General features: G+C 42.8%; 19 protein-coding genes and 1 CRISPR repeat array. Of the genes, 1 reads left to right on the top strand and 18 read right to left on the bottom strand.

Annotated features, from left to right (window positions below):
* From CFX1CAM_RS04865 to CFX1CAM_RS11680, 13 genes are all read right to left on the bottom strand, one after another.
* Nucleotides 1-2,775: a site-specific DNA-methyltransferase gene (locus CFX1CAM_RS04865; RefSeq protein WP_087861935.1), complete on the bottom strand. Its 2,775-nt coding sequence runs from the start codon at nt 2,773-2,775 to the stop codon at nt 1-3.
* Nucleotides 2,775-5,861 (bottom strand): BPTD_3080 family restriction endonuclease, encoded by a 3,087-nt coding sequence (locus CFX1CAM_RS04860; protein ID WP_087861934.1) that lies wholly within the window; start codon nt 5,859-5,861, stop codon nt 2,775-2,777. Before CFX1CAM_RS04860 ends, CFX1CAM_RS04865 begins: the two co-directional genes overlap by 1 nt.
* Nucleotides 5,862-6,006: 145 nt before the next feature.
* Nucleotides 6,007-9,621 carry an AAA family ATPase gene (locus CFX1CAM_RS04855; protein WP_087861933.1) on the bottom strand — a complete coding sequence of 1,205 codons (3,615 nt, stop codon included), beginning with the start codon at nt 9,619-9,621 and terminating at the stop codon, nt 6,007-6,009.
* Between the two features lie 324 nt (nt 9,622-9,945).
* A complete protein-coding gene (locus tag CFX1CAM_RS04850) occupies nt 9,946-10,980 on the bottom strand; it encodes a restriction endonuclease (RefSeq protein WP_157891716.1) in 1,035 nt (344 codons plus the stop codon).
* Between the two features lie 203 nt (nt 10,981-11,183).
* Nucleotides 11,184-13,136: a CRISPR direct-repeat array (repeat unit 37 nt; unit sequence GTTTCAATGCCCCGAAGGGCTCATTTTGTATTTCACC).
* 256 nt (nt 13,137-13,392) lie between these two features.
* Entirely contained in the window at nt 13,393-13,680 is a 288-nt protein-coding gene (gene cas2 / locus CFX1CAM_RS04845) for a CRISPR-associated endonuclease Cas2 (protein WP_087861931.1), read from the bottom strand.
* Between the two features lie 9 nt (nt 13,681-13,689).
* Nucleotides 13,690-14,751, bottom strand: a complete 1,062-nt coding sequence (gene cas1, locus CFX1CAM_RS04840; protein ID WP_087861930.1) for a CRISPR-associated endonuclease Cas1 — start codon at nt 14,749-14,751, stop codon at nt 13,690-13,692.
* Complete coding sequence (locus tag CFX1CAM_RS04835) at nt 14,751-15,473, bottom strand: reverse transcriptase/maturase family protein (RefSeq protein ID WP_157891715.1); 723 nt, start codon at nt 15,471-15,473, stop codon at nt 14,751-14,753. Before CFX1CAM_RS04835 ends, cas1 begins: the two co-directional genes overlap by 1 nt.
* Entirely contained in the window at nt 15,425-17,227 is a 1,803-nt protein-coding gene (locus tag CFX1CAM_RS04830) for a recombinase family protein (protein WP_087861928.1), read from the bottom strand. Before CFX1CAM_RS04830 ends, CFX1CAM_RS04835 begins: the two co-directional genes overlap by 49 nt.
* A gap of 37 nt (nt 17,228-17,264) precedes the next feature.
* Nucleotides 17,265-17,471 (bottom strand): SHOCT domain-containing protein, encoded by a 207-nt coding sequence (locus CFX1CAM_RS11570; protein WP_331712530.1) that lies wholly within the window; start codon nt 17,469-17,471, stop codon nt 17,265-17,267.
* Nucleotides 17,472-17,473: 2 nt separating this feature from the next.
* Nucleotides 17,474-17,707 (bottom strand): helix-turn-helix domain-containing protein, encoded by a 234-nt coding sequence (locus CFX1CAM_RS11730; protein ID WP_407923330.1) that lies wholly within the window; start codon nt 17,705-17,707, stop codon nt 17,474-17,476.
* A 16-nt stretch (nt 17,708-17,723) separates the two neighbouring features.
* Nucleotides 17,724-18,152 (bottom strand): RNA polymerase sigma factor, encoded by a 429-nt coding sequence (locus CFX1CAM_RS04815; protein ID WP_157891714.1) that lies wholly within the window; start codon nt 18,150-18,152, stop codon nt 17,724-17,726.
* Between the two features lie 1,069 nt (nt 18,153-19,221).
* A complete protein-coding gene (locus tag CFX1CAM_RS04810) occupies nt 19,222-19,740 on the bottom strand; it encodes a hypothetical protein (protein WP_157891713.1) in 519 nt (172 codons plus the stop codon).
* A gap of 398 nt (nt 19,741-20,138) precedes the next feature.
* Entirely contained in the window at nt 20,139-20,273 is a 135-nt protein-coding gene (locus CFX1CAM_RS11680; RefSeq protein WP_269457054.1) for a hypothetical protein, read from the bottom strand.
* Between the two features lie 192 nt (nt 20,274-20,465).
* Here CFX1CAM_RS11680 and CFX1CAM_RS04800 point away from each other — a divergent pair, with 192 nt between their 5' ends.
* On the top strand, nt 20,466-21,533 hold the full coding sequence (locus tag CFX1CAM_RS04800) for a SanA/YdcF family protein (protein ID WP_157891712.1): 1,068 nt from the start codon (nt 20,466-20,468) through the stop codon (nt 21,531-21,533).
* A 360-nt stretch (nt 21,534-21,893) separates the two neighbouring features.
* On the opposite strand, the gene CFX1CAM_RS04795 is transcribed toward CFX1CAM_RS04800, so the two are convergent.
* From CFX1CAM_RS04795 to CFX1CAM_RS04780, 5 genes are all read right to left on the bottom strand, one after another.
* Nucleotides 21,894-22,577: a DsbA family protein gene (locus CFX1CAM_RS04795; RefSeq protein WP_157891711.1), complete on the bottom strand. Its 684-nt coding sequence runs from the start codon at nt 22,575-22,577 to the stop codon at nt 21,894-21,896.
* Between the two features lie 18 nt (nt 22,578-22,595).
* A complete protein-coding gene (locus CFX1CAM_RS04790; RefSeq protein ID WP_157891710.1) occupies nt 22,596-23,282 on the bottom strand; it encodes a hypothetical protein in 687 nt (228 codons plus the stop codon).
* Between the two features lie 119 nt (nt 23,283-23,401).
* Complete coding sequence (locus tag CFX1CAM_RS11330; RefSeq protein WP_157891709.1) at nt 23,402-23,845, bottom strand: hypothetical protein; 444 nt, start codon at nt 23,843-23,845, stop codon at nt 23,402-23,404.
* Nucleotides 23,846-24,041: 196 nt separating this feature from the next.
* A complete protein-coding gene (locus tag CFX1CAM_RS04785; protein ID WP_087861920.1) occupies nt 24,042-24,788 on the bottom strand; it encodes a DUF4367 domain-containing protein in 747 nt (248 codons plus the stop codon).
* The gene (locus tag CFX1CAM_RS04780; protein WP_157891708.1) at nt 24,766-25,296 is read right to left on the bottom strand and encodes an RNA polymerase sigma factor; all 531 of its coding nucleotides are present in this window, start codon (nt 25,294-25,296) and stop codon (nt 24,766-24,768) included. Before CFX1CAM_RS04780 ends, CFX1CAM_RS04785 begins: the two co-directional genes overlap by 23 nt.
* Between the last annotated feature and the right edge of the window lie 113 nt (nt 25,297-25,409).

Raw genomic sequence — 25,409 nt, 5'->3', positions numbered from 1 at the left:
CTACACCTTAAAGACTTTCATAACCTCATCACCAAGGTGATTGATCACCTTGACCGCAATCCTTCCCGATTTAGGCTTATTAAATGGCCGTGAGGTATCGCTATGCAATGACTCCCAGGCCTCCTCGTTGATTTCAGCCCGAAGTGTTGTTTTTAGAGACTTGTAAGGGTCATTCGCACCCAGGAAATACGCGTGGCGAACAAAGAAACTCTCTTCGTTGTAATCGGTGTCAATGAACCAGCAGGCGATCCCGTCGGCATTATCGCTGCGAACTTCGCCACTGCTGGGATCAAAGACATCCACGCCATTGATCTTTATCTGAATTTTGTCATCTTCTGTCTGCAAAATATCAATATCCGGTTCGCCAAAGATGACAAATAGGTTGCCTTTGCCTGTATTTTTAAGGTCATCCGCCATATGCAAATCGGCGTTCATCCGGGCTTTTAGCACAGGCACTTTACCAAGTTTATCAAATTCAGTGGATTGCGCATCGAAATTGAAGGCACAAGCGATCAATACGTCAAAACCCGCATCGGCTGCTTCTCTGGCGGCAGCCACCAGGTCGGGCCTGGCAACGGTGCCAAATTCAGGCCCCAGGAAGATAGCAGCCCGTTTTTGGGCTCCGGTTTCTTCTTTGCCCGGATAGTATTTACCTTCCGCACAAATCAGGTCCCCTGGCCAGGGCACCAGGGAAGCAAAATTGATCTTATCTTCCTTGTGAGCTTGTTGGACACCAGCGGTTTTGAGATTTTCGAGGACCATTTGCGTAAAGCTCTGACCTTCACCGTAACCGGCTTTACCCTCAGCAATACTGTCGATCAACTCGTCGTTTTCATCCACGGCTAATATTCGGTGCGGCGATAGGGATTCAACGGTGAATGGTCCTGCTACACGGATTTTAGTGTTATCTTCATAGGGTTGATCATATAAGTATTCGTACTCAGATTTAGCCGCAATAGAAGCGTCAATCTCTTTCTGGCGAGCCATACGCAAATCCCACCACTGTTGATGGAGTTCTTTTGCTTCGTGTGGCCACGTCTTTTTTCCTTCTCGCGGCACCTCCCACTCTTCCCAGTTTTCATTTAAAATGGTGTTCACCTGTTTCCGTATTGGTTCCATTTTATCTTGATATTCTTCCCAGATAACATCAATTTCTGAGTTATGCGCGATATTTTTTAGCATAATGTGCGGAACTCTATTATAGATAAATCCTTGACGGATACTCCCAAACACAGGTTCATGAAAAGGGAGTGATCTTGAAATTTCAGCCTCTTTAAGTTGACCGTCATAAGTATCTTTTAAAATATAAAAACTATACCTGGCACCCATCAACCTCGCTCTAGCCAAAGCAAGTGCTACTCTAGAAGTATCAATAGTAATCCAACGACGTCCCCATTGTTCAGATACATAAGCCGTTGTTCCTGAGCCACAAGTTGGGTCTAAAACCAAGTCTCCAGGATTACTTGCCATTAATATGCAACGCTCAATTACCTTTGAATATGTTTGAACAACAAATATTTTATTTGTTGCAAAAGTGCTTTCTTTTGTATCTCCCCACCAAGATGTTAATGCCACTACAGGAAAATCATCAGAATAACGCTTGTAATTTAATGTGTTTTTCACAGGTACCAGTCGATTACTTTTTGACAATCGAGAAAAGCCAACTAAATTCGTTTTCCAGAATGAATTCCTAGAAGGATAATACACATTTCCTCTACATTCAACCGGAAAACTTGATTTCTCGCCGCCAGATTGAGAAATTAATGCGCTTGTTGCAAACCGTTTACCACTGACTTTTTGAATTTCTCGTTTTTCTTTACTCGTTAATCTTCTTTCCTGTAGATTCTCTTCTACCCATCCATAACCAGAATCTAGCGAAGACCTTGAACGATATTTATACAACTGGTTATAAATTACATTGTCTTTATCTCTTGCATACCAAAGGAGATAATCATGAATTGTGTCCAAGTATTTTGCGCCTTTACTACTAGTTTTGATAAATGGTATCAGACTTAAAAAGTTGTTACCTCCAAACACCTCATCTAATAAGCAGCGCACTTGATGAACATTTTCATTTCCAATTTGAACAAAAATTGAACCGGAAATTTTTAACAAATCTCTAGCGACTATGAGTCTGTCTTTGAGATAGGTTAAGTACGAATGAATACCGTCTCTCCAAGTATCTCGAAATGCCTTCACTTGTTCAGGTTCACGCGTTATATGTTGAACATTCCCATCCTTTACATCTCGGCTTGTTGTTGACCACTGAAAATTTGAATTGAATTTTATGCCATAAGGCGGATCGATATATATACACTGAACTTTGCCACGTAAACCTTCGCGTTCTGCCAGTGAAGCCATCACCTGCAGGCTATCGCCTAAAATCATCCGGTTGCTCCAGTTGGCTTCGTGTTGGTAAAATTCGGTTTTTGCTGCCTCGCTCGGTAAGCCATTAAAGTCGGCAAACAAATCCAGTTGCTGGGGCACGCCCCCTTGCTCCTGTGCCGTACGCTGCAGGTCATCGATCAGCACTTTGGGATGAATTTTCTCCTGGATGTAAAGAGGGGGTGCCGGCACAACCAGATCGGACCAATCCTGTAAATCCTTTCCCCGCCACACCAACTGCGGGTCCAAATCCGGGTTACGGCGTTCATAAGCCACCAGCAAAGGCGATTTATCTTGGTCCCTTACCAGCGGCTCCAATTCCGCCGTCGGGATGTACTTCCGAGAAGCTTCATCATGGTAAAAACTGTCAACGGATTTTTTGCTTGCCATTATGCAACCTCATTCTTTTTATTGTTTATCGCTGCAACAACCAGTTTGTCAAACTCCCCCTCAAGTTTTGCAGTAAATTCTTCTTCCATTGTCCACACATTCTTCAATTCTACAAACGCCCAACGCCCAAACACACCCGCATTATTCACGCCTTCAATCCAGTAGGTTTCCATGGTTTCTTTTTTGATCTTGGCGTCCTCCCCTCTGTAGCCTTTGATCTCAACCACCATGTTGAGCAAATCTCCCTCCCCATCATCGACCTGAACAATGAAGTCGGGGATATATCTTCGGACCGTCGAACCGTAGCGGTATGGGACTTCCAACCCTAACCCCTGATTCTTTACATAAGAATGTACCAGGGGATGCGATTCAACCACCCGGCAAAATTCGCCCTCCCACTGGCTATCCAACACAGCCCAATTAACGTGGCATTTGCGGGGATCCGTCTGCCAACGTAAGGCTTTAGAGGTGTAAAAATTTACATGCATTGTAGAACCTTGTGGATTATAAGCATCCAACACCGCTCGAATTGGCTTCTCCCCAACAAAACGTCGAGTAATCCCCGCATGGATGCGATCGCAAGCCATATCCGCCAGTTCCTGGTACATCAACTGTCCTGGGAAGGTGCCCCCTTTGCACACCAAATAGTTTTCCATCCATTGCTTCGTAATCCGCTTGAGCTGTCCAAAAAGATGCATTTCCAAATCATGGTTTTTATCCCGATAATGGGTATAAAGCAGGCGTTTGGTGACATGAAATAATATGGTGGATAGACGCAAATCATCCAGATGCTCAAGGTCCAAGTTTGCATCCTCACCGATAATCCCCGCGTTGACAGTTATTGATGGACCAACGATTTCTGGGGTTAATTCCAAAACAGAATCTTCATTAAAACTTGCCTCCAGACGTTCATTGGGGAGCTCCACCCGGTAACCCTCTACTCTGGGAAAGCGAATTTCTAAATGGTCTCGATCAGGGCGCACAGCCCGCACATGCACGGATTCACGTGGTTTCTGAGGTGTTGATACAACTGGTTTGGCAGTGAAATCAAAGGGAATGCCAAGAATGTCAGCATATTCGACATCGAACAATCCTTCAGGGTTAAAGGGATCAGCATGGTCGGGATTCAAATCATAAGACTGCCGGCGCAAAGCTCGACCCACCACCTGTTCACAGAGTAATTGCGTACCAAAGGCTCGTACGCCCAAAATATGGGTGACCGTATTGGCATCCCAGCCCTCAGTGAGCATCGATACGGAAACAACGCAGCGAATTGCCTCACCTAAATGTCCGGGCTTGCCTACCGTATTCATCACTTCGCGTAACAAATCCTGATCGGTGATATTGTCAGCAGCTCGTTGGTCTCCCGTTCGTTGGCGGATTTCCCGCCTGAACCTTTCGATCTCTTCAGCGGCCATCTTTCTAAAATCGGAATCCAAAGCCTCTCCCGATTCAAGCTGCTCACTATCGATCAATAACGTATTGGGGCGTGCCAAAGGATTGCCATATTCATCATAATTGCGAAACAGCTCCAATCGCCCATTTTCAAATGATAGGCTGCCGTCTTCATTCTCCCGTTCAAATCCAGAAATAAAATCGTAAATCAATTTAGAGATTGAGGTATTCTGGCATACCACAATAAAACAAGGCGGTGAAACGATGCCTGCTTCTTTCCATAATTCATAGGTCTTCTTATAATGCCCATAAAGAGCTTCCAAAGCTGTTTGCAGCTCAACAGGCAAACTCAGCGGATCTAGCTCACCCGATTTCCCTCTTCCTTTACGTGGCATCCTTTTACCGATATATTCCCAAAGGTTGCGGAATTTTGGCATATCAGCACCGGGGATATTATCCGCAACCGGAACTCGGGGCAGTTTTACGATTCCACATTCAATGGCATCCATGAGAGAAAAATCACTTACAGTCCAGGGAAAGATTGTCCCTTCTGCGTACCCCGACCCACGCAGGAAAAATGGTGTGGCTGATAGGTCAACAACTCGGTTGATACCCAGCTTTCTTTTTACCATCTCAAGGCCTGAGATCCACAAACGTGCAGCTTGATTATTCTTGCTAGCTTCTTCGCGTTCTTCCCCTTTTAATTCTGTTTCTTCATCAGTATTCGGTTTTTCTCGATAACAGTGGTGGGCTTCATCATTCAAAACCATCACCTGCTTCACACCCATCAATTCCGGCATCACACGTTGAAGCATTTGGCCTTCGGTTTCTAAGGTTTGTAATGCTTCTCCCCGTCCCTGAAGTAGCGCACGGCTTCCACGTGACAGGTCAAGCTTCTCCCTAAGCTTGAAAGCATGGTAATTGGTGATCACAATTTCTGCTTTGTTTAATTCTGGAAGCAGATCATTAGGTACCAGTTCCCGATCGCGATAGTAAGCGTCGGGATCATTCGGTTGAAGCACCCGCAAGCGATCTCTAATGGTGATACCCGGCGTGACAACCAAGAAACCCTTTGTGAAACGAGAACTGGTTGGACGCCTAACCGCATTAATCGTTTGCCAGGCAATGATCATCGCCATGACCGTCGTCTTCCCTGCCCCTGTTGCCATTTTTAAGGCAATCCGTTCCAGTTCAGGGTTGGCATCATGGCTGACATCTTTAAGGCGCTCTAGCAATTCTCGTTCGCGCCGGCCGGCTTGAGGAGCAACTTCAGTCAACCAAATCAGGGTTTCGACCGCTTCAATCTGACAGAAAAAGGGACGAATCCCGTTAAATGGGTATTTGCGCCAGTGCTGTAGAAGACGGGCTGTCTCTGGTGTGACCAGCCATTTTTTCGGATCTGGAATCATACGCCAACGGTCCACCAATTGCCTGATTAAATTGATTGTCCCCGTCAGATCGTATGTTTGGTCTTCTGTCGACAAACCCTTGCCTTCATCAAAGACAATTTGCATTTGGCCCACCGAGCCTTTTTTCCTGCGAGGCTTAGGGATCGGTGTGATAAATTCAGCACTGCGCCGGCGTTCAACAATCCTTTGAGTGGGTTGTCCGGTCGCATCCAATTCCCAATGCCGAGTAGGGTATTCATAAGGGGAATTGAGGACAGGTTGGGTGAAAAATCGATCTTCCATTGTATTTGTCCATTTTCATACGTCATTAATTTTTAGAAATGTTCATCCCCTGGAAAGGTTTTGCATAGCAATTGTGCTTATGGAGATCAAAACATCTCACCCTCAATGATAATATAAAAACTCGAAATTTGGCGCTGATAAATCGCTAATTTTCCAAAAGGATGTACTTTCTGATCAAACCTTCTATTTTTGGCACATCAATGCCACCATCGTCATTGTCGCGTGAGGTGATCACAATCGGGAATTGTCCTGGCTCCACCTGAGGAGCCTCGACATCCTCACCGATAACCGGAATACCCATTTGTTCCTCATACCAACATCGCTTTCTCTCCCAACCTTCTCGGTAAGATGGAACAGTTAGCATGCCCAAATGCTCCCAATATAGAATGTCACCTTCATATCCTATGGTGAAGTCTGGCAAGCGGAAGTTCCTTGGATCTCCAGGAGTTGCGAGCTTTCGCTCATACTCCCAGGTAATTCCAAGCCGGGTGAGCGTGTCAGCAACAATCACCTCGGACTTGCTGCGAACCGGTACACCAACAGATGTCCGATGAATTAACGATTCGGGATAAAGAACTCGATCGTCCTCCGCGCGTAAAGATAAAGAGAACATCATTGTGTTTCTTAGATGGGTATCGGAATATTCAGGCAACCGAAGTTTTTCAAGTGTTCCTGTGTCTCCCTCAATCAATAACACAAGCTTTTTTCTAAAGCGAGTCAACCCGGTATAGACAAGTTCGCGAGAAAGTGTCTGAGCTTCTTTCGGAATGATCAGGAAGACAATTTCAAAATCGCTGCCCTGGGATTTATGCACCGTCAAGGCGTAGGCCAATTCCAGCACATTTTCAACCTCAACACCAGAATAACGATAGGTCACCCCATTTTGCGTTGAAAAGCCCACTTGAAGATAAGATCCGTCTTGCTTTTTCCCGGTGCCGGTAACTATTCCAATTTCGCCGTTGGCAACATAGTCCAATCCTGTTTCTCTTGGCCACCCAAATCGCTTCTGGTTCTTAATTTGAATGACTTTATCTGACCAGACGATTTGTTGATTACCAAAAGGCCGGGGAATGTTCGGTTTTGTTTGGGCGGCTGTAATTAATCCACGGCGATAACCAAATTGGATCATGCGATTCAGTTCTTCAGTTCCAAAGCCTTTACCTTTAAGAGGGCTCAAAAGTTGCCAACGTTCAGCATCTTTCCAATGCGGTTGTTGCCCTGGTTTTGAGGTTATCCCCAATGATTGATTAAAGCTGGCATAATCCCCCTCATCGCCAATCCCAACATCGGCGAGGCACTTGCGAATAGTTTCCTTAAGTTCGTCCTGATCGTCCCAGAAATGAACTTCCAGATCCTCTTTTTTAATTCCACGGGCGACATCTGAAAGGATTTCATCATCTGCTGGATTGATCAGGTCATCCCTGTAACCATCAGCAAAAGCAAGACCACAGCTTTTACCTAAACCAACATCAGAGTCATCTGCGATCCGCATGGACGTTTTTAGCATAGCAACACATTGTGGGTGATTCTCACGCAACCAATTAATGATATCCACAAATGGCCTGCCAGGCCCAATCGGCGGGAGTTGGTTGGGGTCGCCCACCAGAACAAGACGCTGTACCATATCCATTTTGATCGCCCGAAACAAGACACCCATCAAATCTGTAGGCACCATTGAACACTCATCAATAATCACTGTTGTGGGTGCAACCTGTCCACCGCCTTGTGGTTTTAAGACAAAAATATCCGGCAGGAACCAATCCAAACTGAGGAGAAACTGATGAATAGTAAAGGAATTCCGTTTTGTTGCCGATGATAGGCGTACACGTGCTTTTCCAGTTGGTGCCAAAAGGCGTACACTCAATCTTCCTTCTGATTTTTCAAGACAGTCTAAAAAGACTCGCAATGCAGATGTTTTGCCAGTCCCTGCGCTACCGGTTAGTACACTGATCCGTTGTGTGAAGAGCGTCTCAAGCGCCAGGATTTTTTCTGCATGTGCTGCTTTTTCACGCTCCGTTCGAGGCTCGCCAAATGCCTCTGACAAGGCTGCGTCCCAATTAATAGGTGGCGTAGAAGGTGAGTTGGTCCTTTTTACCCGGCGCTTGATCAATTCTGTTATTTCAGATTCAAAATCTCGCAAGTTTCGTAAAGCAGCCAGAATGGGTTCCTCATCAAAAGACAGCCACAATACCTGGCGATGAAATTCCGCTTCCGCTTCAAAAATTTCACGATCGGGTTTACATTCTCGTCGTTCAGGAAATCTTGCCCTGATTTTCTCAAAAAGTTCTGAAACGGAAAGTACCGTATCGCCAGACTCGGCTGCTTCTTTTAAGACTGTTGTAGCAACCGCCCTAACCCTGCGACTATCATCTTGGGCGATCTGCTCTGACCTTGAAAGAATATATGAAAAATTACCCTCGGGAAGCATCCCCCGATCGATCGTATCAAGAGAAATTGGATTTGATTTTAAACTTCCCAAATCCGATTCACAGATGAAATATGGATTCGCAATCAGCTCTTCATCGGTAGCGACGATACCCGCATTCTTTCTCTCATCAACATTCATAATACGCCTGATCTGCTCACAGGTTAATTCAAACTTCACCAATGTATCCAGCAGCTCTTGCCGAACAGGTTTCCTTCCAAAGGATTTCCAACGTAATTTTGCCTGCTTGAAAGACTCCATATACTTCAATGGGGGTTGTTGTTGGTCATTCAAGATCGCCTTCACATAATGCCAGGGATCTTTGCCCTCTTTAACAAAATTCCTCAATTCAATACGGTGAAACGCCATCCCTTGTGGAAATCCAAGGTAATTTAGTACTGGACCAATGCCCGGATATGGTCCCCGACTAGCCCAGACATCCTCCAGGCAACGATCCAGCCATTCCAGATGTCTCTTCCAGGGACCCGGGACTTTTTTATCTTGATCGATAACATGGACTGATTGAATAAGGCGCTCAAGAATACCAACGGCTTGATCGTCTGTAATGTGTTCACTAACAAATGAGAATTGCAGGATCGATTCCCTAGGCACATAACAAGCAATCCGCTTGGGATCTTCCTCCAACTGAATGTACTCTTGATAAGGAATGCGAAAACCCTGATTGGGGTAATCTTGAGTTATTGCTCGTGTCCAAATTGGGTATCGATGCCCTTGTGAGGAATCAGTCCCTTCAAAGAATAACTGTGGACCCACTTTCTTCAACCGCCCCACCCCGGTGATTAAACGTGGAGATTCTTCATCAACAGGATTTTCTTTTACATAAAAGAAGATTAATGAATGCCCTTCGCCTTCTTTGATCTTCCCCCAGTATTGGTTTAATAATGCCAATTGCCGATCGGGCTCATACACCCATCCAGTTGTTTTTTCCGAGTTATCACCCAGGCGGATCGATAGGTTTTCAGCTTCACAGATATCTCTAAAAGTTTCCTCTCGCAACCAACGATAAGGCGCTGGCAAAGATGTATAGGGAGAGACCTCTTCTTGGACAGGTTTCAGAAACTTGCGATGCAAAGGATCGCTATGGGTAAATTGCGTTCCTATTGATGAATAAGTCAGGATATCGCGAGAGCACGGTGGTTTCCAGCCGTCCAATTTTGAGATATGTGTTTCGGCGAATTCTCGCTCAAGGTTATCGTCCCTTTCATCTCGGATCGTCTCGTTACCAATACATGAGGCATTTAGGTGTGGTTCTTTACAGATACAACCATTCCAACCGATATCGTTCCAAGCAAGCCTGACAGATAGATGAACCATAGGAATCTCCCTTCGATGGGTTAATATGAAGATTAAGAATTAATGCCGGCCAATCGCATCGACGATATAGACGTATTTGCGATCATTAGCAATTTATTCTTCAAATCAGCAAAAATAATATCAACTACAAAAAACATACTTTTGTGGGTAATAAAACCTAGTGACACCATGCCCCCATTATAACTGATGAATTTTGCAGGGTTTATAATGCCAAAAACAAGAGCATTGGATGAAAAACATCCAATCTCTACGCGTGGCGAATATCCAAGCCAACAGGTAATTAATTAAAAATAATTCTAGTACCCCGCTTCTTAAGTTAGCACACTAGCCAGTGGGCTTTTTCCATAATTGATCTTCCTGATCTGCTAAGGCATCCGGAAAATATACTTTTCTCAAAGGCAAAATTTCCTTGTACCGAGATTCAAGTTCTTCATAATATGACATGATCAGATTAATCAATTCACTACCCTTCATCAAACGCAAATTTGTTTTTAAAGCTGCGAATTGAAGGGCTTCCTCGGTATAATCACCCAGCGTAACAAATAAGCCAGATTCTTTTTCCCCAATATTTCTAAACAATTGCGAAACCTCAGATAGATCAATTTTTGAGTCACCACTTTTTGTTCGCACTTTTATAATCGGGGATTCAAAACCAAGTTCAACTTTTTGTGCGACAATGTCAATCTCTTGATCCTGCCCAGTTTGGGGCAAGAGGACATGGTATCCTAGCTTTTCCAGAACATGGGCAATAAATTCTATGAAAGAGCACCCTTTTAATTCTTCAACCAATGTTTTTCTCACAAAATTATTAGTGATTTGTTTGATGTTATCAACAATACTTGTTAAAGTTCCATCACGCTTTGTTTGAGCGGACATGGGCTCTTCTTCTAAAACGACAATGAACTCGTTTGAATGATTTATCACCTTAAACAAGGTCCTTGGAGGTTTAATTGCAGATAATGCGGCTTGAGAAAACATGTTTTTAGGCACAGTTTTCAGCCAGAAAACTTTCCTTTGATTGGGAAAATCTAAAGAGACATCAGGTGAATAAAGATAATCTCCCAAAATTAAACCAATATGCACCATTTGCTCCGTGATGGGCGGAAAAACTATCAGATCTCCGATTATCATTTTGTGAACAAATCGATACAGTTGCCCCGCTGTATTTGGAATCGCACCGACCTTCGTTTCAGGGTAAGCTTCTGATAATGACTGTTTAAAACTATCCCGATTTGGTTTCAATTGGGACAAATCACCCATTTTTGGCCACCCAATAGCAATACGATTTTTGGTTAAGAAGATGTCTTTTGCAATATCATTCTTGCCTGCACGAATAATCCACATTGATGGGAATTTCATTTTATACCTCAGATTCTGGTGTTTATCGGTTTCTTGTAATGTTTTAGTTAAACAATCTATTTCAACAACACAAATACTCATTTTACAAAAAATGGTTTTATGCCACACCATATAAAAAATTTTTCTAACCGACAGGAAAACATAACCATCTCAACCCATCCGCTCGGACCTATGATAAAAAGTGTGAATAAAAAAAGCTTTGAGTTTCAATGCCCCGAAGGGCTCATTGTGTATTTCACCTTGGGTTAAAGAAAAAACCCAAATATCTGGACGATGACTCGTTTCAATGCCCCGAAGGGCTCATTGTGTATTTCACCTCCGTCCAAAACGGCGGAGGTAGAGGTAAATGCCAGCGATGTTTCAATGCCCCGAAGGGCTCATTGTGTATTTCACCAAAGTACGAAAAAGGTGCATGGGTATTTCAATATCCGAGTTTCAATGCCCCGAAGGGCTCATTGTGTATTTCACCCCTGCGAGTGCGAGACAAAATCATATCCGTCCGTCAGTTTCAATGCCCCGAAGGGCTCATTTTGTATTTCACCCTTGGATGGAGTTTACCTCGACTTCATCCTTCCCCAGTTTCAATGCCCCGAAGGGCTCATTTTGTATTTCACCGGAGTATATCAATATGAAATACTCACCTCTGGGCAGAGTTTCAATGCCCCGAAGGGCTCATTTTGTATTTCACCTATCATGAGAGATATTCTATTTTTTGACCTGAAAACCGTTTCAATGCCCCGAAGGGCTCATTTTGTATTTCACCCGTATGGTGATTTGCTACACTGGTTGAAGGTGGACGAGCCAGGTTTCAATGCCCCGAAGGGCTCATTTTGTATTTCACCAACGGCGCGGGGCGTGCATGTTTATATTCGATTGCCTCACGGTTTCAATGCCCCGAAGGGCTCATTTTGTATTTCACCAAATGCATCAATATCGAGAAGGAACGTGAATCGGAGTTTCGTGACAGAGCGTTTCAATGCCCCGAAGGGCTCATTTTGTATTTCACCTACTCCACCCGTAGAGCCACCACCTGGAGGTGATGTTATGTATAGTTTCAATGCCCCGAAGGGCTCATTTTGTATTTCACCGCAGTCAACACGCCCAGGGGTATATCTTTAGCGTGATGGTTTCAATGCCCCGAAGGGCTCATTTTGTATTTCACCAAAACAAGTTTAGACAAGCCAAAAAGAGTAGACCAGAAGCAGTTTCAATGCCCCGAAGGGCTCATTTTGTATTTCACCACGAGGTCGGGTTCATCCGCAACCTGACCAGTATCTCGTTTCAATGCCCCGAAGGGCTCATTTTGTATTTCACCTGGTTGTTCCAGTACCGGATTTACCATGACGCCTTTGTGTAGTTTCAATGCCCCGAAGGGCTCATTTTGTATTTCACCCTACAAAACCCTTGTCAAGAGATTCAATAAAAAGAAAGTTTCAATGCCCCGAAGGGCTCATTTTGTATTTCACCGCGCTGGAACCCGTCATGGACGGGAAAGACACATGGTTAACAGTTTCAATGCCCCGAAGGGCTCATTTTGTATTTCACCAAAGCGGCATCCAATGCCATTTGGATCGAGATTGATAAGTTTCAATGCCCCGAAGGGCTCATTTTGTATTTCACCACCTGAACACACAAGCCGTGAACGAGTTTTATAGAACCTTCACGTTTCAATGCCCCGAAGGGCTCATTTTGTATTTCACCCTGCCCGCTGGGGCGTGGCGAGACCACGACGGAATAGAATTGTTTCAATGCCCCGAAGGGCTCATTTTGTATTTCACCGAAAGGAAAATGTTATGAGTAGTATTTGGGATTCGGGTTTCAATGCCCCGAAGGGCTCATTTTGTATTTCACCGAAAAAGCATTGCGCTACGGGGTTGCTGGTGCTGGCAGTGTTTCAATGCCCCGAAGGGCTCATTTTGTATTTCACCTTAATTCTCTAAACACAGAAAGGAGCAAATTATGAGCGTGAACGTTTCAATGCCCCGAAGGGCTCATTTTGTATTTCACCCATACGCAAAAAGGAGAAAAGCAATGGACTGGATATGTTTCAATGCCCCGAAGGGCTCATTTTGTATTTCACCCTTGAAAGGAGCTACCCATGACCCAAAATCGTTATAAGGTTTCAATGCCCCGAAGGGCTCATTTTGTATTTCACCTGCAACATCTACCGGTATTATACCATATTTTTTGAAGTTTTTCCCATATCTTGCGGAATTGATGCATTCCGGGCAATTTGGTTTTGCTAAAAAACCCCGTTTCGCCCGGAAATTATTTGAAGGAGACCCAATATATTGGGGGTTTAAAATTTTTATAGCACCATATATGGGGGCTAAGGCGATATTTTTCCGGGCATCTCGAATTCCTACTCGACCCCCCCTGTCGCCCGGAATTTTTGAAAAAACGTGTTTTAAATTAAACAACGATCACATCCTTTTCATTCAAAACCTCAACCCGACCAATCACTTCCGTTTTACCTTTGCACGCTTTACACAGTCGATAATACCGCACATGATCTGCTTTTGGGCGAATGATCTTTTTAACCCGCCTTTTCATTTCACAAATTTCTTCATTGGTCAGCAGGCATTCAAAAACGCTGTACTGAACGGGACTGCCAAAATTTTTTAAGAGTTTATGCAATTTGGTTCGCCGACGATCGTTTGATAAATCATATACCACAACGAGAAAATGCTTTTCGTCCATGTTGCTTCCTTATTTCCACGGCATGGGTAAATATTCAGCTTCTTCTCCAACGATAACTTTGCGCAAAAGGTTCGTTTGCACTTCAAAACATTTTTGATAAGATAGTGCCCTTCCAGCCAGAGGATGGAAAACCTTGGTATTAATTCTACGGTGAAATTGACGGAAAAAGGTTTTTAAACCCCGACGGTTGAGCATGGTCTTCCCCCCTTCCGCTATCATAAAATGGCTTGAAGTCAGCATGTGATGATTGACCATCCGCCACACCATTGAATCAACAATGATCGGTCGAAATTCTTCAATTAAATCTAAAGCCAGCGAAGGGCGTCCATAGCGATTGGTGTGAAAGAAACCCGCTTGCGGATCTAACCCTGCTACTGCAATGGCTGATTCAAAACACAATCCTAATAAGGTGTAGCCAAGGCTCAACATGGCGTTGATCGGGTCTTTTGGTGGGCGGCGTTCACGCTTTGTAAATGTTTGTTCACCTTTCCAGCGCAGCCCGCTTCTCAGGTATGAAAAATACAGTTTGCTGGCTGTCCCCTCAATCCCACGAATAACGTCCATTTTTTCTGCTTCCTGTAACTGCGCCAGAAAATCATTAAACCGGGAGATCGAGCTTTCCAAAGTCGCAATTTTTGATGTCTCTTGCGATTGTTTCTGAGGTCGATATTTCGTTTTTATCTGGGCACTGCGGATGGAACGTAAAAGCCGGCGAGCCATGGTTCTGTAATTCCGAATCTTTCCCAGTGTAATGTTTTTGGCAACTTGCAAACAAAAATCCTCCTCCTGCTGGCGCCGGTATTGTTTTAATCGGAGTTCTAAATTGGATGATTGTGCCGAACGCAATTGCCCGCGCAGTTTTCCCGATTGCGTAATAAAGGTCAACCCAACGCCTGCATCAAGCAAGGCTAAAAGCGCAGGTGTGGTCGCTCCACAGTTGCCCACGAGAACAACCTCAGAAATCGCTCTTAATAACACGGCTTGGATGACCTCGCCATCGAGTGTCACCAAAATTCGGTGATATTCTTTTTCAAGCCGGGCGCCTTGTTCCGTTACATAGAGTGTAGCCATCACTGACCTTTCGAATAAAATGTGGGCATATAACGATAGAGCATTTTCAAATCCTTTCCTTCGACCTGAATTTTTTTATCTTGCCAGAGGTATCGATATGTGTTTTTAAAAAATTCAACGCCCAGAAAGGTAAAGCCCTGCTCAAAATTGCTGATGTGGGTTTTATCAGGATGAAGCACCAGCCGCAAAGCAGCCAAAGACTGGGACACCAAATTTCGCGCCTCCAGCGCTTGATTTTCGCTGGTGGTCATCACCACAAAATCATCGGCATAGCGGATGTAATGCCAGCGAGCGCAACTCAATTTAGCGTCCAGTTGATGCAAATAGATATTGCACAAAAGCGGAGAAATCACTGCTCCCTGTGGGATGCCAATGGCTTGATGGCGATGTCGGCGCCCTGCCACTAACCACTTTTGCAACAAGTCGATCACAAAATGCTCTTTGACCACGCGAGTGAATAATTGCATCAGAATCTCATGATCGATATGGTCGAAACAGCCCAGGATATCAGCATCCAACAGCCAAACCAAGCCCTTGTCCCTGTTGGCCAACAATTGCTGGATAGCGGTTGCCGTTGAACGATTTCTTCGGTAGCCATGGCTGCAGTTTAAAAAGCGTTGCTCAAATTCGGGTTCAATCACATTCAAAAACGCCCTTTGGAGCACCTTGTCGGTCACCGTAAGCAGTGAAATTTCACGCCAAACACCGTTCTTTTTAAGCACCTTAATCCGCTTGTGTTTGCGCTAGCATAAGAGGACGCAGAAAAGGACTCGGTTTGTGATGAAGAAGACGGAAGAATTGCATTCCCGTCTTGATCAAATTGTCTCCGTACTATTCCATAATTATTCTTATGTAGCTTCTGCTTATAACCAGTTTTGAAGACAAAAGTAATCAATCCTGGATCAGGTGTTCCGCCTTCTTCATATCCACCAATGACCACTTTTTCGACGATGCTTTCGAAAACATAACGGTCAAACTTTTCCAAGACCTGATTGCTTTCTAATATTGCCTTGAAGCCCAAGATGCGTGAACGAAGGTCATCCTGTTGGTTTTTAGTTACAGACAAATCGTTCAGTGTTGACTTCAGTGTGTCGATGTTGTTATCGAGATCGAACAATTTGCTCGAAAATGCATCATCGTCTATGGTTCCTTCAAGTCTCAAGTCGATGAGCTTGCTCTTCTTATTTTCAGCAGCGACTAAATCCCTTTCGGTCCTACTGATGATCTTTTCAACATTTGCTTCCGTAAGCGTCTCTTCGGCTAATGCGAGGAAATCGTCAATGATTGATTTATCGTTTCCGCAAAGAAGCTTGTAGGCTTCGAGGAAAGCCTCTTCAACGATGCTTTCCTCTATGCCCTTGCTTTCCGGGCAATACTTCTTACCCTTTTTTGTCGCTAATGTGCATTGCCAGATTAACTTTTTATGTCTTGCACCAGCGTGCCAGCTTCTTCTGCTGAGTGTCGTATCGCAGAAACCGCATTGCAATAAACTGCTAAAGGCATACTTACGGCTATATTTTTCTCGCTTGCCATCTGGATTGAGTCTACGGGGATAACCTCTCTTTGCGAGGATCTCCTGCGCTTTCGCAAACACTTCTTCGCTAACAATTGGGTCGTGATGACCTTTGATATAGAATTTATCTTCCTCTCCGAAGTTTACCAGCCGACGTTTGGAGATCGGGTCAACGGTGAAAGTCTTCCCAAGCAGAAGGTCCCCTTTGTATTTTTCATTCTTGATAATGTTGATGACCGTGGATGCAGGCCAGGAGGTGAGTCCCCTTTTCGTTTTATAGCCCAGGTTCTTCAATTCATTACTCAAGATTGTGCAACCTGTTCCTTCGATATAACGCTGAAAAATATAACGTACAATATTGGCTTCTTCTTCATTGACCGTTAGTGACTTGTCTTCAGGATGATAATCGTATCCAAGACATCCTTGAAAACCCACGATCTCTCCCCGTTGCATTTTCATCTTGAGCCCTTTTTTTACATTTGCGGATATGTTTTCTACTTCCTGTTGTGCAACAGAGCTCAGGATTACCAATAACAACTCGCCATCCATGGTTAGCGTATTAATATTTTCCTCTTCAAAAAACACAGCAACATTCTTCTCTTTGAGCATACGAACATATCGTAAAGTATCCAGGGTGTTTCTGGCGAAACGGGAGATTGATTTGGTAATAACCAAGTCAATCTCTCCATTCATGCAATCGTTGATCAGACGCTGAAAGTCTTCTCTTTTTTTCGTTTGTGTTCCGGTTATAGCTTCATCTGCGTAGATCCCTGCAAACACCCATTCGTTTTTTGATTTGATATACTCGGTGTAATGCTGAACTTGTGACTTGTAGCTGCTCAGCTGATCTTCGTTGTCCGTGCTGACTCGACAATAGGCTGCTACCCGTTGTCTTTCGAATTCTTGGCTATTGCCCCGGCGAGCAACCAGACCCTGTCCCTTAATTACTTCGACTGAATTCATTTCGATTTACCTCACAACGTGTATCTTACATAGCCAATTATATATCATTTTGATACACGGAAGGAATCGTGATTTCAGAGAGAATCCCATATTTGTTCATCAACTTCTGACGGATTTCGGTATATTCAGCTTGACTGATCAGCTGGTTTCCTAAAAGCTTGCTGAGCATAGCTAATTGCAGGCTATATCTGATCAGACGATTTGCCTCAGCGGACGAGCGGTCAATATCGGCAGGACTAATCACACTCAACTCGACCTCGTCTTGATCTTGAATTGGACAACAGCGTGGATTAAACGAGAAATAAGCCGAGCCTCAATTTCAGCATTTGGCAGGCGCACAAAATAGCCATCTTCATCTCTGGTTGGTCGGTTTGACAAATGGATTATGTAAGGGTTGTAATGCGCGATCACTTTATCCATTGCTTCAGGATCTTTCGCTACTGCACAGACAATAACACGAAACGGTACAAGTTTTCGCATATGCTGGGTTTGTGGTTCAAATGTCTGCCCAGTCATCTGCGTTTTTCTCTATGTCATGTCTGAGTTTGGAGAGGGCTGATACTCGCCAATATTGAACGGTACTCCTAGGTACTTGAATCATTTCGCTGATCGTTCGATCATTGAACTCATCAAAATAATACAGGTGGATGATCCTCCGCAGTTGGTCAGGTAACTTATTAATGCTAGCGGTCAAAAGTTGGTTAGATATTAACTTCCCTGATATGAGATGATCTGCTTCAGGTTCTAAGGTACCATCATTGACAAATAGGTACTCTTCCTCAACTGGCAGGTCTGAAAAATTGAGAATTATCTGCTTTCGCCTATTGATGGATTTATGAGCATTGATCGCTTCGTTTCTAAGTGTTCTTTTACAATAGGTATCGAAGGCAAGGCAAACTTCTAACTGACAGCTTTCAGGTACCACTTGATCTCCTTTCTGTTTGATTGGATACGGGAAGTTCCTTTCATTACTTAAACAATGCCCAGAGATTATTTGCCAAACTATGTTGTTCTAAAATTGAATAAAAAAACCAGCCTATACAAACAGGCTGGTTTTGTAGAACGATCGGGTTCTTAGGATGTTTTTATATAATCAGGTCACCTATTCAAATAGTGAAACTTTCAAGTTTTCGGTCTCTATTTCGAGCGCGCGATCAGCCAAATCCTGGATTTCTTCTTTATTATGACTGATAACCATGACAGTTTTATCTATGTCGCGTAGTCTTTGCAGCAGTGTGCGTAATTCTGTCTGCCCGAAGTCTCAAGTTCGATTGAAGGGGTTCAGCGTTTATTTATACTTGCTTACTTGTAGCTACAAGCTGAAGCGCAGTGATCTGAACTAAACGAATTCACGCAATGGCAGACATTTGGTCTTTGACACACTATATCCGTTGAACTCCACCAGGTGCAGGTGCTGTTGTAGGTTCTGAGTTTTCCATCAGTAGTGCAATAATACTTATTTAGGTTATTTGGACCTGGCACACAGCCCGTACAAGCAGCACCGTTATGACCTGGGTCCCGAATTCTTGTGCCATAGAGATTAACTGCTTGGGCATCAGATACAATTGATGCTACCAGAACAACAATAATTGTCAGCAGTCCCAATAGTTTAAATTTTGGTTTCATGTTTTTCTCCTTTCATCATTTGATTTGCTATGATCTCAACTGGAATCGATAGGCCTTTTCTTTCAATTATGTGTCAGTTTTGCTTTTCAAACTCAACCAGTTTCTTGTAACACTCGTCATAGAGAGTCTGTATGCGTTCTGGCAATTCTTCAAAGTATGCAATCTGTTGTAAATTGTAAGGAAGTAAATCGTCCAATTCTTCACCTCCGCTAAGATAGAACCGATCGGTATTTCCATCGATTGTTCCACCATTAAAGAGACTTAAATAATAAGAATGATCTTCGGTTTCTATCAGTTTTTCGGTATCTACATAGGCAAAATTTGTTAGATACTTTACGTTTATCTTAAATATAAATACCGGCTGGTTCTCATATTCCCCGATCCATCCGAAAAAAAGTTTGTTTTAAACTTTTTTCGGAGATATGGTTGTCCGGATCGCGGATCCATTGGATAAGAAAATCCAGGTGTTCTGAAGCAACACAGAAGTCACATGAAAGATAATAATCCAAATTTTCCCAGACTGTTTCTGACGGTGGTGTCTCAAGAGGAACGAAGTAAAAATCATTCAGAGAAGGGGAGTTCATCCTCCCATAGTGTCCGTCAAGTGATAAAAAATTCCAGGGTCTTAAATAGCCGTTATACTTTTCGTGTTCAGAATAGTGTAATACGCTATCAAATCTACCCGAATCCGGATCAGAAATGTGTATCCAATATATTTCATTTAACCAAACGAGCTGATACCAGCCAGGCTTGTCAAACTGATTTAGAAAACGTCCTTTTAGGTCCTGTAGGATTCGGATCAGTTCCTGGTGATCAGTAACTGGGTTATCCTCTGTATACAAAGTTTCCCAGTCTGCAACCGCAGGTGTAGATGCAGTTTCGTCCACGACTGGATTTCTATATTCAATAACTGGTTCGGTTTGTTGGTTCGTCTGACGGGTAGGATATCCTGGCGCATCCACCCAATAGCAGCAAAAGCAGTAGAAAAACGGTTATCCTCTTGAAAGAATTCATGTAGTCTCCTTTAAATTGGGCAGGCAAGTGCTGTTTGCCTGCCGGAGGTCACAAGTCCGGTTGATGATACTTAGCGTTTATTTAGTTTTACTTACCGGTAGGCACAAGACGATGCACAGTGATCAGCATAGTTGGAAGTTACGCAATCGCAAACTCTAGTAGCTTTGGCGCATTGAATGACCGAGTTTCCTCCTGGAAGGTGACTAACTAATTGCTGGTTTTTCCACAAGAAGGGATCAGTCATGAGGTTATTAAAGTCCGCATTGAGGATCTAGTACTGATTGCCATGGATGTCCTGTGCGGTTGCGATCTGCGCTTCGATCATGACCTGCTGGGTAAAGCGGTCAATTTCACGAATAGTGCGTTTTCGGAGGGTTGTGCCAAAGAAATGGCAACTCCGGTGCATCCTGCCCGACCTGTGTGGCCGATGCGGTGCACGAAGACTTCCGTGTCATCCGGGAGGTCAAAATTGGATACATGAGAATTTTTCACCCTTCAGGATGATTCCGATGTGCTTTTTTGTAAAGACCTATCATCTCATATGTTTCTGAACTTACTCAGGTATAATTTTGTTGGTACAAAAATCTGGTTAATTAAGATGATAAATAATGATACTAAAGAACTCAATCTGAAACTGATTAATATTTTTGCCTATGTCAGCTTAGTTATTTCGGCTGCCTGCATTCTGCTCGTTACCCAAACTAAGTTCTTCCAATTCCCTGACTCCATATTGTCTACTGCAACATTGATATTAGCGGTTAAATTCGTTCTCTTATCATCCCTTTTTATTTTTATGTTTAGGTTCTTTCAAAGAAAAAAATCAAAAGGGGAAAAGGATGCTTTTTGGACAGTGATGCTTATTCTCGGCCTACTTCTGTTCATCGTTAGTTTGCTTTTTTTTGTTTTTGATAAGTATGCTTATATTGGCCCAGGTGTTCTAAGGTTTTCTGGATTCGGAAGTTTCTCATTTGTGTTTATTTCGTCTTTATTATTTTGTGCTCAATTTCTTTTTTTTCAGGTTATTGAGCGTATTTATCGATTAGAGGCTAACCATTTTTTGCGAAAAGCAATGAATATAGTCATTACATTAACGGCTGTCACATGCTTATTAATAGTGTTAGTCAATATTACTATTGGGATTTCAACTAAAAATGAAATCAAAAACTGGGAGAACGCAAGGTATCATCATGCAACGGTTGTTTTCGGGGCTGGTGTTTATCAGTCTGGAGAGATCTCCGGTGTATTTATGGATAGGCTTAAGACAGCTTCTAGATTATTTCACAGCGGCAAGACAGATTTGATAATTGTAAGCACCTCATTGGATCAACCCAATGAACAAGAACTTATCCTATCAACGTTAAGATCATTAGAAGTCCCGGATGGAATGATAATTATTGACTCAAAAGGTTCGCGTACGCTTGAGACCTGCAAAAATGTATTTCAGGAATACAACCTTTCTGATATAAATGTTGTTTCTCAAGCTTACCATCTGCCTAGAATTATTTTCACATGTAGACATACAGGCGTCATCTCCATAGATGGTATTATCGCTGACAATAGTTCTTATTCAATTCAAAACCAAATTATTTGGTATTTGCGCGAAAAAGTTGCAACAATGATAGCGTTTGTTGAATTAATTATCTTTCACGAGAGCAATTCCTCGTAGCTTGCTATGAGGATGATAATCAAAAAGACCTTTTTTTTGACTAAGTGCATGTATCCCCAGGCATAATACACTTATCAGATATGTTGCATGGGCAACACAGGCACCAATATGAGCATTCCACAGGCTCAGAGCCAACACAAGTGTGAATGATAGGAAGCCTGTAATAGTAAATTACACTTCCTTTATCACTTGAGCAATACCAACCACCACCACATTCGCAAGGTGACTGGCATGAGGCATCAATTTGCTGAGAGCATTGGCTCCCTTGAACGGGCATAACTAATTCAAAAAGGCCTAGTTCAACAACAATTAGGACTAATAGCACAATGACTAGAGTTTTCTTCATTTTTCCACCTCTTTTCAATTCGACTGGTTAATCTCTAGAAGCATGTTTATGATTGATGGAACCGAATTCCAATTGTTAATCCTGTATCCATTTACATAAAAGGTTGGTGTACCGATCACTCCAACTTTCTTTCCTTCACTTATATCCTGTTCGACTTCGGTTATGTAGTTTCCATTTGAAACACATTCGTTGAACATTGAATGATCGATGTTCAGATTCTCTACCCTACTTATTAGATTAAGGTCTGTTATTGGAGCGTCTGAAGAAAATATGTAATCTACAAATTCCCAATAAATATATTGGCTTGGTAGACAATTTGTGATCTTGAGAAGACTTGTTTCAATATCAGGTGTTTTAACTGGGAAATCTTTTAGCACGAATTGGATTGAATCACGATGTTCATAAACTAGGGGCATGATCGCTTGATAGGCAGATTTGCAATGCTGACAAGAAAAATCAAGAAACCCAACAATTGTAACTACAGGATCATTATTGTTTCCGATATAGGGATCGTCACTTATTGGAATAGCCTCCACAAACTCGATATCTTGGTTTTCAAGGGATGCCTTTGTGGGCCCTAAAGTTAGCGCAACATATTGATTTAACTTAATGATTTGAACGGAAGTTAATGCTATTTGTAGAAGCAACAACACTACAACTAAGACAGAATATATGTTCGTTTCTTCGAGCTTTTTCATCTTCAGTCTCTTCGTCATTTACTCTGAACTACTGATTGTTGCACCAAGCACTGATGGTGCCAGATACCATGGAAGCAGTCTTGATCTATTTGAGAAATATTGAAGTAGATTTGAGAGAAGAAATGGAACACTAAGCGCGACAAAACGATGGTTTATCAACAGTGTAAATGCCATTCCTAATGATGCGAAAATTGCTCCAATAAAGAAGACAGCACCGCTTACAACTAAGATGAAAAGATCTGGCAGTGTTTTGTAGAGGTTCACCAACTCTGCTATCTCATATGGACGACCCTCAATCGAGTTGAGCGCTGGGTGGTTGAGAGGGTTATGATTGGTAAGTGTAAGAATCAAATAGAGTAACAATAATGGTAAAGCTGAGGCTAAAGCACCTGCTATCGCGTTTGCCAAAAACTTGGCATTGAGAACGTTTTTGTATCGCTCTCTGACCACAATTCTTTCCAGATATCCTTGTTTACGGTCACTTGCCAGCGTATCTGCAAAAGGAATGCAGGCAATCAAAGGGAGCATGAGGTAATAAAAACTTTGACTATATGTAATATACCAAACATCGACAAAAGATTTTTCTGGTGGGTATGATCTTGCATAATTTAACCCAACGATGAGAAGACCAATACCCAAGAGCAACGCCATTCTCATGCCTCTTGAAGTTAAAGCACGTTTCAGTTCCTCGGATAGGACTTTCATCGGGACCTTTCAACTTTTTTTGATTTCTTTTGTTTCACCATACTTAGCCTTCTTTAGCAAATCGCAATATCTTCCAAATATTACAAAACATGAACGAGTAACATCCTGTCCCAGGACAGCTATCTTGTACGTTCCGGAGAGGTTGCTGAAACCTGTTCAACAAAGATTCCGTTTTGGTAGACTCGTCCGACGGCTTGAACACGATAAGTCGTCCCGGTAATGAGATTGGCGTATGACTCAACTAAACTAACCTTATTTAAACTTGAGGTACTTCCGGACCAGCTGGTTAAATTGCTCCAGGAACCAGATGAGTTACTCTGTAAGTACATTGTGAGGTACCCACTAAAGCCTGGATAGACCTCTAATGTTGAGCCACAATATGCCGTTCCACCGAAAATATTAAGGCTTGCTTGAATATACCTTGTACCTGTGTATTGTGGAGAATTTTGCCCAAAAGCAGAAGAGTCATTTTCTGCAGCTTCTACCTGCCCAACGACTGAGGCAGAAGCAAAAATAACTACTGAGATAAAAAGCAAGAAAATTGAATTCATGGATCGTTTCATTTTATTAATTCTCCTTTGAATTGTTTCTATTAATAGAAACGCTATTCGAGGGAGAAGTGTTTCACTTTTATCTGGGAAACGGTTGAGTTTTAAGAAAAGAGCAAAGGAGTAGCCCGGTTCATTTTGAATGTAGCAATGGGGATGTTCGAAAGCAAATTAATTTAATGCTTGCCTGATGTAAATTATCGATCCCAAATCAATTTGTCAAGCCATTAGCTATTCGGAGACATTCCTCTTTGGAAAGGGTCGTGCTGACCATAAAAATATGTTCTCCATCACTCCAGATCACACTTCCCACACCCAACTTACTCATAGAGGTGGCTTGCATTCCGTTAACGGTTTCACTGCTCTGTTCTTCTAAATTCTCATTATCAAGATTCATGCTTGAACCGGACCCCATGACATCGATTGACACAAAGTTATCCGACACATCTTGATAATAGTAGGACACATCAGAAACGTTGAACGCGAGTTGCATCAGTTTCATACCTTCTGGCACATATGAGGGATAATAGGTACCATCCGGCAACAGTCCTGGCGGAGAGCTACCTTGATTTTTCCAAGTTATTTCATTGTCCGTATTCTGGTTCTGAAGATAATAAGTCACATATTTTGGGTTTGATTCAATTACAAGTTTCGTTACCCAATCTCGAGCCATAGCCACATTCGGAATCGCGAATAATAGTATGACCAATACAACAAGAATCCACGCAGTAGCCTTTGAAAAATTAAGAGAAAGCTTATTAGATCTATTGTGTGTTTTCGACGTTCCCGTCTCGGCTTCTATTATCGCCTGAATTTGATGGTTGAACTCAGCAGAGGGAATGTAAGGATCTGCTTTTGCCTCTTGAAGGAAATGTCTCCCTTTGATGTATGCTGCCTCTTTGGTAGCTTCCTCAAAAAGGTTGTCTGACCTCTTTTCATCTGACTTGTTGGTCTTCATTTTTTCCTCTAGACAGTATCAATAATGCTTTTTTCTTAGCTCGAAATAAACGCGTTCGAACGGTATTTGCTTTTATACCGAGTACTTCAGCAATTTCTGAGTCACTCCAGCGCTGAAGGTATTTTGCCTCCAATACGAATTGGTCCTGCTCGGGCAATTGCAATATCGCATTGGTTAGCTGTTCCACACAGAGTAATTTTTCAACCATGCAATCCAGGTCAAAATCATCTACCACCGTCTCCTCAAAATCCTCGAAAAAGTCCGAAAAATTGGTTTCCTTCTCGATCTTCCTTTTTCGATAAATATCCATGGAACAGCTTCTAATTACATTAACGATATAAGCCGCCAAAATGTTTCGGTTGAGTTTTCTTATTGTTGGAAGATATTTAATAAGTTTTACTAAGGATTGTTGAACAACGTCTTCAATGTCTGCTTGGTTCTGGAAATATCTCCTTGCCTGGTTGAACATCAACCCATTGTAGTTATCATAGAGCATTTCAAGAAACAATCGGTCGCTTTCCGGACTGAAATCATGGTCTCGTGATGATGACAAGATTACTCCTTATCCAATCTGTTTTCAATTGTACATTGGAATGAAAAACACGGTTTCTCAGCCCTGCT

Origin of the sequence: Brevefilum fermentans, from assembly GCF_900184705.1 — a bacterium.
Taxonomy (GTDB): Bacteria; Chloroflexota; Anaerolineae; order Anaerolineales; family Anaerolineaceae; genus Brevifilum; species Brevifilum fermentans.
The sequence above is the reverse complement of the archived record's forward strand: the minus strand, read 5'-3'. Positions and strand labels throughout refer to the sequence as shown.